At 70.5% G+C, this 14352-nt stretch carries 8 protein-coding genes and 1 tRNA gene; 3 read left to right on the top strand and 6 right to left on the bottom strand.

The genetic code is table 11. The features are described from left to right. Positions 1–43 precede the first annotated feature (43 nt). Positions 44–2365: a 5-amino-6-(D-ribitylamino)uracil--L-tyrosine 4-hydroxyphenyl transferase CofH gene (cofH, locus tag ACSQ2B_RS10180; protein ID WP_436049484.1), complete on the top strand. Its 2322-nt coding sequence runs from the start codon at positions 44–46 to the stop codon at positions 2363–2365. A 161-nt stretch (positions 2366–2526) separates the two neighbouring features. On the opposite strand, the gene ACSQ2B_RS10175 is transcribed toward cofH, so the two are convergent. The 3 genes from ACSQ2B_RS10175 to ACSQ2B_RS10165 are packed head-to-tail and all read right to left on the bottom strand — an operon-like array spanning position 2527 to position 6763. Then, the gene (locus tag ACSQ2B_RS10175; RefSeq protein ID WP_436049482.1) at positions 2527–4065 is read right to left on the bottom strand and encodes a DHA2 family efflux MFS transporter permease subunit; all 1539 of its coding nucleotides are present in this window, start codon (positions 4063–4065) and stop codon (positions 2527–2529) included. Positions 4066–4077: 12 nt separating this feature from the next. Next, positions 4078–5238, bottom strand: a complete 1161-nt coding sequence (locus ACSQ2B_RS10170) for an HlyD family secretion protein (protein WP_436049480.1) — start codon at positions 5236–5238, stop codon at positions 4078–4080. 28 nt (positions 5239–5266) lie between these two features. Then, the gene (locus ACSQ2B_RS10165; protein ID WP_436049478.1) at positions 5267–6763 is read right to left on the bottom strand and encodes an efflux transporter outer membrane subunit; all 1497 of its coding nucleotides are present in this window, start codon (positions 6761–6763) and stop codon (positions 5267–5269) included. A 110-nt stretch (positions 6764–6873) separates the two neighbouring features. Between ACSQ2B_RS10165 and ACSQ2B_RS10160 the strand changes: the two genes are divergently transcribed. Together ACSQ2B_RS10160 and ACSQ2B_RS10155 are read left to right on the top strand one after the other, a co-directional pair. Continuing rightward, a complete protein-coding gene (locus tag ACSQ2B_RS10160) occupies positions 6874–7503 on the top strand; it encodes a TetR/AcrR family transcriptional regulator (RefSeq protein ID WP_436049477.1) in 630 nt (209 codons plus the stop codon). A gap of 367 nt (positions 7504–7870) precedes the next feature. Next, complete coding sequence (locus tag ACSQ2B_RS10155; protein WP_436049475.1) at positions 7871–9685, top strand: PQQ-dependent sugar dehydrogenase; 1815 nt, start codon at positions 7871–7873, stop codon at positions 9683–9685. A 57-nt stretch (positions 9686–9742) separates the two neighbouring features. Here the strand turns inward: ACSQ2B_RS10155 and ACSQ2B_RS10150 are convergent. From ACSQ2B_RS10150 to ACSQ2B_RS10140, 3 genes are all read right to left on the bottom strand, one after another. Further along, positions 9743–9817 (bottom strand) — tRNA-Trp (locus ACSQ2B_RS10150). Positions 9818–9906: 89 nt separating this feature from the next. Then, entirely contained in the window at positions 9907–10905 is a 999-nt protein-coding gene (locus ACSQ2B_RS10145; protein WP_436049474.1) for a hypothetical protein, read from the bottom strand. Positions 10906–11086: 181 nt separating this feature from the next. Next, positions 11087–14269 carry an autotransporter outer membrane beta-barrel domain-containing protein gene (locus tag ACSQ2B_RS10140; RefSeq protein ID WP_436049472.1) on the bottom strand — a complete coding sequence of 1061 codons (3183 nt, stop codon included), beginning with the start codon at positions 14267–14269 and terminating at the stop codon, positions 11087–11089. Between the last annotated feature and the right edge of the window lie 83 nt (positions 14270–14352).

Below are 14352 nucleotides of genomic sequence, written 5' to 3'. Positions count from 1 at the left end.
GCCGGTCGGCCGCGGAATTGAGGACAGGGTGGGAGCCGTAGGAATGAGCATGGACGAACAGCTGAAGCGCCGCCTCCTGGGCGCCCCGACCGAGAGCCTGCTGGCGGAGGCGCGCGCGCGCCGCGACGCCCGCGGTCCGGCGCGCACCACCTATTCGCGCAAAGTCTTCATCCCGCTGACGCAGCTCTGCGCCGACGTCTGCCACTACTGCACCTTCGCCAAGGCGCCGCGGGAACTGGCCCAGCCCTACCTCTCGCCCGACCAGGTGCTGGAGATCGCCCGGCAGGGCAAGGCCATGGGCTGCAAGGAGGCGCTGTTCACCCTCGGCGACGCGCCCGAGCGCCGCTACCCGGCGGCCCGTGAGGCGCTGGCGGCGCTCGGCTTTACGCGCACCGTCGACTATCTGGAGCACGTCGCCCGCCTGGTGCTGACCGAGACGGGACTCTTGCCGCACATCAACGCCGGCATCCTGACGCTGGAGGACCACCAGCGCCTGCGTGCGGTCTCGGCCTCCACCGGCCTGATGCTGGAGAGCAGTTCCGAACGGCTGTGCGAACGCGGCGGCCCGCATTTCGGCTCGCCGGACAAGCTGCCGGCGGTGCGGATCGCCTCGCTGGACGCGGCCGGCGAGGCCCGCGTCGCCACCACCAGCGGCATCCTGATCGGCATCGGCGAGACCGAAGACGAGCGGATCGACTCTCTCTTCGCCCTGCGCGACGTCCACCGCCGCCACGGCCACCTGCAGGAAGTCATCGTTCAGAACTTCCGGGCCAAGGGCGACACCAAGATGGCGCTGGCCGTCGAGCCCACCGACGAGGACCTTTACCGCGCCATAGCCTGGGCGCGGATCATCCTCGACGACGAGGTCTCGGTTCAGGCCCCGCCGAACCTCAACGACGACCGGCTGGAAGCCCTGCTGGACGCTGGCATCGACGACTGGGGCGGGATCTCGCCGGTCACCATAGACCATGTGAATCCGGAGGCGCCCTGGCCGCAGATCGAAGAGCTGGCCGAGGTCTGCGCCCGCGCCGGCCGGCCGCTGGTCGAGCGGCTGACCGTCTATCCGCGCTTCGTCCACGCCCGCGCCGCATGGCTCGACGCCAAGCTGCGCGCGCCCGTGCTGAAGCTCAGCGACACCGAAGGCCTGGCCCGCGACCATGACTGGTGTCCGGGCTCCGCCGCCCATCCGCCGGGCTCGGTGAGGTCGCCGCTGGGCGCGCCGGCGATCGGCCCGGGCGGCTCGCTGGACAGGCTGCTGGACCGCGCCGCCTCCGGCGTCGAGCTGGCGGAGACCGAGATCACCGCCCTGTTCGCCGCCCGTGGGGCGCATGCGGAGGCGGTGGTGCGCGCAGCCGATGCGCTGCGGGCCGAGGTGCGCGGCGACATGGTCACCTACGCCGTCAACCGCAACATCAACTACACCAACATCTGCACCTACAGCTGCAGCTTCTGCGCCTTCTCCAAGACCTCGACCAAGGCCGGAACCCGCGACAAGCCCTATGTCCTCTCTGACGAGGAGGTGGCCGAACGCGCCGTCGAGGCTGTGGCGAACGGGGCGACCGAGGTCTGCCTGCAGGGCGGCATCCACCCGAGCTACACCGGCGACACCTATCTCGGCATCCTGAAGGCGGTGAAGCGGGCGGTCCCCGACCTGCACGTCCACGCCTTCTCGCCGCTGGAGGTCAGCTCCGGCGCCGAGACGCTTGGAATGAGCGTGCGCGACTACCTTTCGATGCTTAAGGACGCCGGCCTGGGTTCGCTGCCCGGCACGGCGGCGGAGATCCTCGACGACGAGGTCCGCGCAGAGATCTGTCCCGACAAGGTCAATACCCAGGAGTGGCTGGACGTGGTGCGCGACGCCCACGAGGTCGGCCTGCCGACCACCGCCACCATCATGTTCGGCCACCTCGACCGGCCGGAGCACTGGGCGCGCCATCTCCTCGCCATCCGGCGTCTGCAATTGCAGACCGGCGGCTTCACCGAGTTCGTGCCCCTGCCCTTCGTGCACATGCAGTCGCCGGTCTACCTGCGCGGCAAGGCGCGGCGGGGCCCGACCTGGCGGGAGTCGGTGCTGATGCACGCAGTCAGCCGGATCGTGCTGCACGGGGCGATCGGCTCGATCCAGTGCTCCTGGGTGAAGCTGGGCGTCGAAGGCGCGGCGGCCTGCCTCAACGCCGGCTGCAACGACCTGGGCGGGGTGCTGATGAACGAGAGCATCAGCCGCGCCGCCGGCGCCGAGCACGGCCAGGAGGTCAGCGTCGTCGAGCTGCGCGCCGCGGCGGAATCCGCCGGCCGCACGCTGCGCCAGCGCACCACCCTCTACAAACTGATCGAGCCGACCACGCCGGCGTGCGAGTTGGCTTAGGGACTGTCCCCGACGCCGCAACGCCCCCTCCGGCCCTTCGGGCCACCTCCCCCGCTGCGCGGTGGAGGATCTGGGCCGTAGATGCTCCACCGCTTGCGGGGGAGCTGTCGCGAAGCGACTGAGGGGGCGTTCGGCGCCGAAGGTGGCGGCCTCCTCCTGACCTAGTGCGACGCGCTGAGGTCGACCGGGCCCTTGGGACGCGGGGCGAGCCAGACCAGGGCGGCGGCCAGGATGAAGACTCCGGCGCTGGCCATGAAGATGTTGTTGGCCGCCAGGGTGAGCGCCTCGGTCTGCACCAGCCGTTCGAGCGAGGCGCGCGCCTGATCCAACGACATCCCCGCGTCGACGGCCCGCGCCATCGTGGCCTCCGGTTGGTTGAGGACTCCGACCAGCTCGGCGCGCGCCGCCGTGCCGCCCTGTTCCCAGGCGGTGGTGGCCACCGAGGTGCCGATGGCGCCGGCGAGCGTGCGGGTGAAATTCTGCAGCCCGGCCGCGGACGCGGTCTCCTCTGGCCGGACGGCGCCGAGCGCCAGGGCGGTCGTGCCGATGAAGAAGAAGGGCATGGCGACGCCCTGGAGCAGCTGCGGCAGCGAGACGTTGAAGAAGTCCATCCCGGACATCCAGCCGGTTCGCATGAGGGACATGGCCGCCAGCCAGACGACGCCGAACGCGACCAGCGCGCGCACGTCGAAGCGGTTCACCATGCCTGCGACGAGCGGCGACAACGGCACGGCGAGAACGCCCATGAAGGCCGTGGCGTATCCGGCCCAGGTGGCGGTGTAGCCGAGGTTGGTCTGTAGAAGCAGCGGAACCAGGACCAGGGCGGCGAAGAAGGGGGCGATGCTGAGGCTCTGCACGGCGACGCCGATGGTGAAGCCGCGATGCCGCAGCACGCGCAGATCGACGATCGGGTGCTTCTCCGTCATCTCCCAGAGCACGAAGGCGACGAAGCCGACCGCTGCGACGACCGCCAGCTGCACGATCAGCGGGCTGGCGAACCAGTCCTCCTCGCGTCCCTTGTCGAGCATGATCTGCAGGGCCGCCACCCAGACCACCAGCAGGCCGAGGCCCACGAAGTCGATCGGCGCCTTGGCGATCCGGGTCTCGTGGCCGCGGATCACCCGCCACGACACCGCCACGCAGAAGGCGACGACCGGCAGGTTGATCAGGAAGATCCACGGCCAGCTCCAGTTGTCGGAAATCACGCCGCCGAGGATGGGGCCGGCGATCGGGGCGACGACCGTGGTCATGCTCCACAGGCCGAGCGCGGCCGCCGCCTTGTTCTTGGGAAAGACGCGCAGCATCAGCGTCTGCGACATCGGCATGATCGGCCCGCCGCACAGTCCCTGCAGCACGCGGAACAGCAGCAGCGAGCCCAGGTTGGGGGCGAGGCCGCAGAGCAGGGAAAAGAAGCCGAAGCCGATCAGGCCGACCATCAACACCCGCACCGCGCCGAACCGGGAGGCGAGCCAGCCGGTCAGGGGGACGCTGATCGCCTCGGCCACCGCATAGGAGGTGAGCACCCAGGTGCCCTGGCTCGGCGCCGCGCCGAGACTGCCCGAGATGTGCGGGACCGAGACGTTGGCGATGGTGATATCGAGCACCACCACGAAGTTGGCGAGAGCCAGGGCGATGCCCGCCAGCGCGAGCTTGGCGCCCGAGAGCGGCGGCGGGTCGTCGTAGGGCGCGGCAGCGGACAAGGCGGGATCCTCCTACCGCTCGGTCGTGTCGACGACGGCGTCCATCGAAAGCCCGATCCGCAGGGGATGCTCGGCCAGCTCGCGCGGGTCGAGCGTCACCCGCACCGGCAGCCGCTGGACGACCTTGATCCAGTTGCCGGTGGCGTTCTGCGCCGGGATCACGGCGAAGGCCGACCCGGTGCCGCCGGAGAAGCCCGCGACGCGGCCGTGGTATTTCACCTTGTCGCCATAGAGGTCTGCGACCAGCTCGACCGGCTGGCCGGGACGGACGCGGGCCAGCTGAACCTCCTTGAAGTTCGCCTCCACATAGACCTGGGAAATCGGCACGATCGTCATCAGCTGGGCGCCCGGGGCGACCCGCTGGCCGACCTGCACCTGGCGGCGCGAGACCACCCCGTCGAAGGGGGCGCGGATGACGGTGCGCGCCAGGTCCAGCTGCGCCCGGTCGAGCTGGGCGCGAGCGGCCAGGATCTCGGGATTGGTGTCGAGCGTCGTACCCTTGACCAGGGCGTCGTTGGCGGCGAACTGCCCCTCGGCCGAGGCGCGTGTCGAGGTCGACGCCGTGAGGTCGGCCTCGGCGGCCGCGAGCCCGGCCTGGGCGGCGGCGAAGGCGTTGCGGGCGCTCGTCAATTCCTCGCCGGAGACCGCGCCGCCGTCCCTCAGCGCCTCGCGCCGCTGCAGGTCGATGCGCGCCTTCTCGAGCTCCGAGCGCGCCGTGGCGATCCGCGCTCGAGACCCGGCGATCTCGGCGCCGCGGGTGGTGACCTGGGAGGAGAGCGACTGGCCAGTGGCCATGGTCTGCTGGACCCGCCGGCTGGCGCGCGCGAGTTCGGCCTCCGCCTGCCGGACCGCGATGCGCGCGTCCGCCGGGTCGACCACCACCAGGACATCGCCCTTTCGCACCGACTGGGTGTCGACGACCCGGACCTCGGCCACGGAGCCCGCAATGAGCGGGGTGACCTGGGCCACGTCGGCGTTCACATAGGCGTTGTCGGTCGAGACATGCGACCCGCCCGTCGCGAAGGCGTAGGCGCCGTAGCCGAGCGCGATCACCGCGAGCGACGCGCCGAAGATCGTGAAGACCCGCTTGCGGTTGAGCGGGGGGCGGGCGGCTTCGGCAGCGGGGGGCGCCAGGGGCTTGCTCCCGGCGAGATCAAGAACGGCGTCGTTCATCGGCAAGGCTCCTCGTCGTCGGTCGGGGTCAGGCGGCGAAGCCGCCGCCAAGGGCGCGGATCAGCTGGACGTCCAGCGTGAAGGCGCGCGTCTCGAGCTCGGCGAGCGAGCGCTGATTGGCGAGCAGGGCGTCCTCGGCGGACAGCACGGTGAGGAAGGTCGAGAGCCCGCCCTCATAGCGTTGCCGCGAGATCCGGTAGGCGTCCTCGGAGGCGGCGACGGCCGCGCGGGTCTCGCCCAGTTGCAGGTCCAGCGCCCGGCGGCTGGTCGCGGCGTCCGCGACGTCGCGCAGGGCGCGGGTGAGCGTCGCGTCATAGAGCGCGACGGCCTCGTCGTAATCGCCGCGCGCCTGCCGGTACTCGCCCCTCAGGCGGCCGCCCTGGAAGATCGGCAGGCTGATCGCCGGGCCGACGCTGCCGATCGTCGATCCCGTCTCGAACAGCTGGCCGAGGCCGAGCGACTGGTAGCCGATGAAGGCCGTCAGATTGATGTTGGGATAGAAGTTGGCGCGGGCGACGCCGATGCGGGCGGCCGCCGCCTCGGCGCGGATCCGGGCCGTGACGATGTCCGCGCGGCGGCCGACTAGGTTCAGCGCCAGATTGGCGGGCAGGCCGCCGGCGCGCGCCGGCGTCTTCGCCGGTCGGGCGATGGCCAGCCCGCGGTCGGGACCGGCGCCCAGCAGGGCGGCGATGCGGTTGCGGGTCAGGCCGATGGCCTCGTCGCTGGCCGCCAGGGAAGCCCGCGCCGTACGCACCGTGGCCTCGGCCTGGCGCTGTTCGGCCAGGGTGTCGACGCCGTTGGCGACACGACGCGCGACGAGTTCGGCGGTGTCCGTTCGCACGCGAAGGGCGGTCTCCGCCACGTCGCGCTCGATCACCTGGCGGGCGAAGTCCGCGTAGGCCTCGGCCACCGCGCCTGCGACGGTCAGACGGGCCGCCCGCGCCTCGATCCGCGCGGCCTCGCGATCGGAGGTCGCCGCGCGCAGGGCGGCGCGGTTGCGGCCGAAAAAGTCGAGCTCATACGAGAGGTCGAGACTGGCGCGGCCGGTGTCGTTCCAACCCTTGGGGACGAAGGCCGGCGGGATTCCGTTGTTGTAGCTCTGCCGAGCCTGAGCGGCCTCGGCCCTGGCCGAAACCGACGGCAGCAGAGCCGCGCCGGCGGCCTGGGCCAGGCCCTCGGCGCGCCGCAGCCGCGCGTCGGCCGCGGCGAGATCGGGGGAGCCGGCGACGGCCTCGTCGATCAACGCCGTGAGCTGAGCGTCGCCGAAGCCGACCCACCAGCGGTCCGCGGGCCAGGCGGCCACTGGGCCGATGAAGCTCTGTGATGTGGCGAAGCTTTCGACCGCCGCCGGCGCAGGCTTGGGACCCAGGTCGGGCGTGCTGGCGCAGGCCGAAAGAAGGCTGCCGCTCGCCAGGAGGAGGAGGGCGAGCGGCAGCAGCGTCCGGTCCGCTTGTCCTGCTCGGACGGGGGAGAGTCCGGCAGGCGAGGCGAGGTCAAGCGGGCGCGGGCACGTCGAATTCGGCATCGGGTTTCGGGCGCCAGCAGCGCCGTCTCCATTCTTTAATGACCGTACAGTTCGGTCACTAATGCCAAATGCCCGCTTGCCAATCCGCGGTCAAGCGCTAACTGTACGGAATGGTCACTAAAGCGCGTCTCGGCCGCTCCGCGCCGGAGCTGCGACGGGATCACATCCTCAGCGTCGCCCGCGACGTCTTCATGGAAGACGGCTTCGCCGGCGCCTCCATGTCGACGATCGCCGCCCGCCTCGGCGGCTCCAAGGCGACCCTCTACAAATACTTTCCGTCCAAGGAGCAGCTGTTCGAAGAGATGATGGCCGAGACCTGCCGCGAGGTGCTCGCCTCGCTCGCCGACGCGGAGCTGCCGGACGACGACGTTCGTGGGCTGTTGCGCGGCTATGGTTTGGGCTTTCTGCGCGCCCTCTACAGGCCCATCCCGCTCAGCCTCGCCCGGCTGGTGCACGCCGAGGGCGAGCGCTTTCCCGAAGTGGCGCGGATCTTCTTCGCGAAAGGCCCGGACGTCGGCCATCGGCAGCTGGCCGATCGTCTCACCGGGATGGCGGAGCGCGGCGTGATCCGCTGCGCCCAGCCGCTGCTGACGACCGAGCAGTTCCTGGGCATGTTGCGCGGCGATCTGCACATGCGCGTGGTCTGCGGCATCGCGCCCATTCCGTCGGACGCGGTGATCGAGGCCCACGTCGACAATGCCGTGGCGCTGATCGCGCCGGGGCTCGAGGCGAAAGGCTGAGGCGCATGGTTCCGGCGAGCGCCGGCGACCCCGGTGGGGCGGCTCCCCGCGGGGGAGCGCAGGGAGCCGCAGGCCGTAGAGAGAGGAGGGGAGAACTCTCTCGGCAGGTGCGCGCGGAGCAGGCTGGGAGGCTGGAAACGCCCCGTGCGCAGAGGGACATTCGCCGTCTCGCCAGGCGCTCGTAAGGCGTGCTTGGCTCTGCCTTGTATCGAAGCGGCGACCATTTGCGGGCGCGGAGCCCGTGGGTTTCGGACAGCTCACTTCCTTGTGACCGCGGCGACGCTTCCGATCCGCTGTCCGTTTGATTCGCGAGAGCCCTGGAGGGACCGTTCGGGCCCGTCTAGCCGGGCGAGCGGCGGAGGCGACGGTGGCCGATATCGTAGGAACTGGCGCGCGGGACACGCTCAGCGGCACGACGGTCGCCGATGTTCTCTCCGGAGGCGACGGCAGCGATCGCATCTTCGCCGGGGCGGGCGACGACCTGCTCCTGGGCCATGGCCCGGCGGACCTGCAGGCGGGTTCGGAGCGGATCGACGCGGTGCTGGTGGCCCAGGGCCTGTCGAACTCCCTCTTCGCAGCCTCCCCTCCCGGCGACCCCGACCGCTTGTTCATCGTCGAGCAGCATACCGGGCGGATCCGAATCCTGGACCTCAACACCGGCCAGTTGAACGGCGACTCCTTCCTGGATCTTCCCGACGCCAGCCTGGCGCAAGGCGGCGAACAGGGCCTGCTGGGGCTGGCGTTCCATCCGAACTATGCCGAAAACGGCCTGTTCTACGTGAACCTGACCAACGCGGCGGGCGACACCGAGGTGCGCGAGTACCGGCGGACGGACGGCGATCACGCCGATGCGGCGTCCGGCCGGCTGATCCTCGGCTATGACCAGCCGTTTGCGAACCACAACGGCGGTTGGCTGGGCTTCGGTCCGGACGGCATGCTCTACATCTCGAGCGGCGACGGCGGCTCGGCGGGCGACCCGCAAAACAACGCCCAGAACCTCGACAGCCTGCTGGGCAAGATCCTGCGGATCGATGTGAACGGCGACGCCTTCCCTGCCGACGCCAGCCGCAACTACGCCATTCCCGGCGGCAACCCGTTCGCCGGCGCAGCTGCGGGCGCCGACGAGGTCTGGGCATACGGGCTGCGCAACCCCTGGCGGGCCAGCTTCGACACCGCCACCGGCGACCTGTGGATCGGCGACGTCGGCGAGCGCGCGCGAGAGGAAGTCGACGTGATCCCGGCCGGGCAGTCCGGCCTGAACTTCGGCTGGCGTTTCAAGGAAGGCTTTCAGCCCTTCAGCGGAACAGCGCCGGCCGGCCTCACGGATCCGATCCTGGATTACGACCGTACGACGCCGCTCTACAGCGGCCAGGCGGTGACCGGCGGCTATGTCTATCACGGGCCAGGCGGCATGGACGGCCTCTATCTGTTCGCCGACGTCTACACCGCGAACTTCTGGTCGGTGCGGCGGGTGGACGGCCAAGCCCAGGATTTCCAGAACCGCAACGATCAGCTCGCCCTCTCCGCCGGGGACTTCGACCAGCTGGTCTCCTTCGCCGTGGACGGCCGCGGCCGGCTCTACGCGATCGAGCTTGACGGCGAAGTCCATCGACTGACGCCTGGCGCCTCCGCGGGCGACGGGGCGGACTTCCTGCGCGGCGAGGAGGGAAACGACCAGCTGTGGGGCGGTCTCGGGCCCGACGACCTGCAGGGCAATACGGGCGAAGACACGGCCAGCGGCGGGCTAGGCGGCGACTGGGTGGTCGGCGGCCAGGGCAATGACCAACTGTTTGGCAACGCCGGCGACGACATCGTGCTGGGCAACCTGGGCCAGGACACCTGCGCAGGCGGCGCGGGCCGCGACACCGTCCGTGGCGGCCAAGGCAATGACGTGGTGCGCGGCGGCCTGGGCGACGACTTCGTCTCGGGCGATCGCGGCGACGACACCGTGACCGGCGGTGCAGGGGCCGACGTCTTCAACAGCTTCGCCCAAGCGGGGCTGGACCGGATCGAGGACTTCAACCGCGCGGAAGGCGACCAACTGCAGCTGGAAGACGGCGCCGCCTACACCCTGGCACAAGAGGGCCTCGACGCCGTGGTGACGCTGAACGGCTCGGCGCGCGTGGTCCTCGTGGGCGTCCAGGCGGCGAGCCTCGCCGGAGACTGGATCCTGGTGGGCTAGTTTTCGCCGCCGGACCCGTCAGAGGGCTCGCTCTGGCGGGCCGCCGACCGCGGCGATTGGTGGACGGGGCAGGGATCGAACCTACGGCTTCCGTGATTGGACCACGGCACTCTACATCTGAGTTACCCGTCCGTCGTCTTGCAGGGTGACGCGCCTTGACGCCCTCGCCGCGCCAAATGGTTGTCGCGCGCACCGATTGTGACGCCTCGACGAACCACCCTCTAGGTCAGGATGAAGTCCGCTGAGTGAAGCTGGTTCAAGCCGACGTTCCGCACGAGGACGCCGTTGTCGGCGTCGAAGCTGATCAGCACGCCATCGGGAGTGCTCTGGAAGTGCGTGGCGAGAGCCTGGAAGTCGCTGAAGCCGAAGCCGTCGAGCTGGATGAGATCCTTCCCCGGCTGAAAATCCATGATCTGGTCATCGCCGTTCTGCGGTGCGAAAACGTAGCGGTCGGCGCCTGTTGTCGCGTGAGGCCCCACCACGGCGGCGTCGCCCCACATCTGGTCATTCGCACGCTGTCCGCTGATCAGCACATCGTCGCCGCCTCGCGCGCGACCGGCCAGTGTTTGGCCGTCGCCGTACATGAACGCCACGGCGAAGGAGGGCGTCGACGACGGGGCCGTGAGGGTGTCGTCGCCGCCTTGAGCCCGGTCCGTCAGGGTCTCTGCGTCCCCGTAGATGGCCGCCCCGAAGCCGTTGACGCTGAGCAGGTCATCGCCGCCTCGGGCGCTGCCGCTCATCGTCGCGGCGTCACCGAAGGAGCGACCCGCGAAATCGCCGCTGAAATTGGTGATCGTGTCATCGCCGCCGTGGCCTTGGTCGGTGATCAGGTAGGCGTCGCCATAGCCAAATCCGGACGCCAGGACTTGGTCGTCGCCGCCCCACCCCCGTCCGGAGATGGTCCTGGCGTCGCCGATGGCGGTGGCCGGTCCAGGCGCGCTCGCCGACACCACATCGTCGCCCCCGCGCGCGCAATCCGTAATGGTGAAGGCGTCGCCCACAGCTTCTGCGAAGAGGGCGGTGGCGGTCACCGTGTCGTTCCCGCCTGTCGCCTGTCGCAACAGCGAATCGGCGTCGCCGACGGCGACGACACTGAGAATGTCGCCGCTGCCTGTGACGGTGAGGACGTCGGCATCGCCGCGGGTGCGGCCGGAAAGATTTCCGCTCGTATTGCCGTAAGTAATCGCAGAAAATTGATCGATGTACACAGTAACTGGCATCGTATTTCCCCTTCTGGTTGAGTTTTGCGCTCACCAGGAGGGTCCGGCGACCCCTCATCTGGGGTAGCCGCGTAGAAAACTTTGCCGTCGCGGCGGCGAACGTCTGGCGCGGGTCGCCGACCGGCCCTTCATCCCTGCCGGGAGGCGGGCACTGGGGAACGTCAGGCCGCCGCGACCTCGCTCAGAAGCTGAAGTGGCCGGCGATCTTGGCGTCGAAGACGGTCAGGCCGTCGCGCCTCTCGGCGCCGCCCTCGAAGGAGAAGGCGGTCGGTCCGCTCTCGCTTTTCAGGGCGAACCGCGCGACCAGCCCCTGGTCGCCGTAGTCCACCGGCCCGACGGTGAAGGTCTCGCCCGAGCTGAAGGCCGCGGTGGTCGAGCCGCCGCTGCGGCTGAGCACGTTGCGATATCCAATCAGCAGCTCAGGACTCCAGAACGAGGCGTCGTCGCCGATGATGGCGCCGAGGGTGATCCCGGCGAAGCTGGTCAGCTCGGAGGTGTCTCGGGACTCCACCTTGAGATCCAGCGCGTCGCTGCCGCCCTCCTGGTAGCCGCCCTCACGCAGCTTCAGATAGTCGAGCCCGACCTGCGGACGCAGGTAGAGATTGCGCCAGCTTCCCTCATAGGCGACCCGCATCCGCGAGGTGACGCCCCAGCCGGACCAGTGGCCGCTGGCGGTCTCGGAGAACAGGGTCTGGTCGTCGCTGATGAGGTCGACGGCGCGCCGGCTGGTGGCGTTCAGATAGTCCAGGCCCAGCCGGGCGTTGGCGGAAAACCGCCCGTAGGAGGCGCGCCAGTAGCCGCCGGCGTCCACCAGATTGGTGCTGACCTGGGTCGAGGCCGAGGTCTCGTGCGGGCGCATCTGCGTCGACAGGACCCCGAGCGACACGCCGAACACCCCGGCCCGGGTCGCCGGGAGCTCGTAGCCGCCGACCAGGCCGACTCCCCAGCTGCGGTAGCCGAGCATGTCGCCCTTGTCGTCGGCCAGGGCGGCGTAGTTGACCTCCTGCAGCCAGCCGCCGCCGTCCCCGCCGCCCTGCCGTTCGTCGAGCGGCCGGCCAAAGGATTCGACCCCGGCCGAGACCATCCGGAACACCCCGCCGGAGTGCTCCGGCAGGAGCTGGTTGTAGACCGAGATGAAGCTGGCGCGGTCGGTCTGGGCGAGCACCGCGGCGCTCAGGCCGGCGTTGGCGCTGGCCGCGGCGATCACCGGCTCGTAGCCGCCGGAGAGGGCGGCCGGCAGGGCGAGCTCGCTGGCCGTCTTGCGCGCCAGGTCGAGGGAGACCGTGCCCGCCGCGGCGTCGGTCGAGATGCTGGCCGAGTAGATGTAGGGCGAGCTGCCGAGCAGGCTGCCGTCGACGCCGGAGGCGGTCAGCTGGTCGGCGCGGATCAGGGTGTAGGAGGCGGCGCCCGTGGCGAAGGAGGCCAGCCGGACGTCGATCTTGGCCCCGCTGGCGATGGTCGCCGCGCCGGCGACGTCGAACTGGGTCGCCGACCCCGACGCCGGATCGGCGGTGAAGACGACGGACGAGCCCGCGCCGAGGTTCAGGCTGGTCAGGTTGACGAAGCTGGTGCTGGTGATGGTCAGCGAGCCGTCGTCCACCGACAGCGCCAGGGTCCCGCCGTCGGCGGTCAGCCCGCCCGCGACCGTCGCGCCGCCGGCGATCGTCAGGGTGTTGGCCCCGGCGCCGAAGGCGAGGTCGCCGGTGAGCGAGCCCGCCTCCATGTCGACGCTGTCGTTTCCCGAGCCCATCAGCACCGAGCCGTTGATGGTCGCCGCCGTGGTCGCGCCGCTCGGCAGGTAGTTCAGCAGCGAGAAGCCGGTGGTGTTGGCCGAGACGTCGATGGCGACGGTCGAGCCGGTCGGCGTAGTGGTCGATCCGCTCGCCGCAGCGGTCTGCGCGTTGATCGTCCCGATGTTCTCCAGGCGGACGAGCGTCCCGGACTTGTCGACGATGGCCGCCGCATCGCCGGTGGAGCCCACCACCACGGCGTTGATCGTCGCGGCGTTCTGGATCACCGGCAGCGAGGCGCCGGCTTCGATGACGATCGCTTGCGCCGACTGGGCGCCTTCGCCGGTCATCGCCGCGCTGATCACGCCGGTGTTGTAGAGCGACGCCACGTTCGCCCCGGAATAGAGGTGCAGGGTGGAGGCGTCGCCGCCGTAGGCGACGGCCGACAACGTGCCGCTGACGTGGACGCCATGGCTGATCGTCACGGCGCCGCCGCCGTCGACCCCGATCTGCAGGCCGGCGGCGGAGATCCCGTCGCGCAGACCCTGACCCGAGACCGTCCCGCCGATGACGACGCCGTAGGCGCTGTCGCCCGTGCCGACGTCGCCCAGGGAGATGTCGCGCCCGACCGCGCCCAGCTGGATGGCCGACGCGCTTCCGTAAGAGATCACTGAGCCGGTGGTCTCGCTGGCGTCGGCGATCCCGTCGCCGTTGACGTCGGTGACCGTGGACGAAAGGGTGCTCGGCGGGGCGGAGATCAGCAGGCCGCCGCCGAGGCTGCCAGCCACGCTGATCGCCGGCCCGCCCTGGGCGATGTCGCTGGCGTTCTGGTCGGCCAGGACGCTCGCCGTCGTCGACCGGCTTGCCGTGTGGTAGCCGGTCGAGGTCACCGTGCTCTCGACGATCAGGCCGCCGCCGACGTCGCCGCCGATGGCCACGGCCTGGGCGCCTTCGCCGGAAGCCGACACCGAACTGGCGAGGGTCACCGCGCCGCCCACCGCGCCCGTCGTGTGGATCCCGTAGCTGCGTGAGCCCGCCACGGCGATGGCCCCGGAACTGGTGATTGAGCCGCTGAGGGCCGATTCCAGCGAAATGCCCGCCGAATCCTCGCCCTGCACCGAGATGGTTCCGGTGTTGATGATGTCGCCGGTGAGGGTCCCGGCGCCGGTGACGCGGACGCCGTAACGGTTCGAGCCGGTGGCGAAGGGGCCGGTCACCACGCCGGTCGAGGTGGTGGTCGTCGTGGTCGCGCTCTCGCTGATGCTGATCGCGCCGCTGTTGGTGATCGTGCCGGTGTGGCCGGCCTGGGCCAGGACGCCGGTGACGTCGCTGACGTCCTTGAGCTGGATCGTCCCGCTGTTGGTGACGGAGTTGTCGCTGTCGAGGGTGATCGCCGCGCCGGAGGTGACGCTGAGCGTGCCCGTCTGCACGATGTCGTCGGCCGAGCCGGACGCCGCGGTCGAGGTCGCCACCGCCGTCGAGCCGCCCGAGACCGTGGTCGCCGCCCAGGCCGGGCCGGTCGAGACCAGCGCCGCCAGGGTCGCCGCCGAGGCGCTCAGGGCGAGGGCCGATTTGCGGCGCAGTCGGGCGTCGCGACCCGTCGTCGTGGCGCGGGCGCCGGCAAGAACAGACATTGCAATCCCCAGGACAAGCTCAGCTGGTCCGGTGCGACTCCAATGTGGTTCGGCAAGGGCCGCTTCCTATCGGCAAGGTATCG

It is taken from the genome of Phenylobacterium sp. LjRoot225 (assembly GCF_964252855.1).
GTDB lineage: Bacteria > Pseudomonadota > Alphaproteobacteria > Caulobacterales > Caulobacteraceae > Phenylobacterium.
The sequence above is the reverse complement of the archived record's forward strand: the minus strand, read 5'-3'. Positions and strand labels throughout refer to the sequence as shown.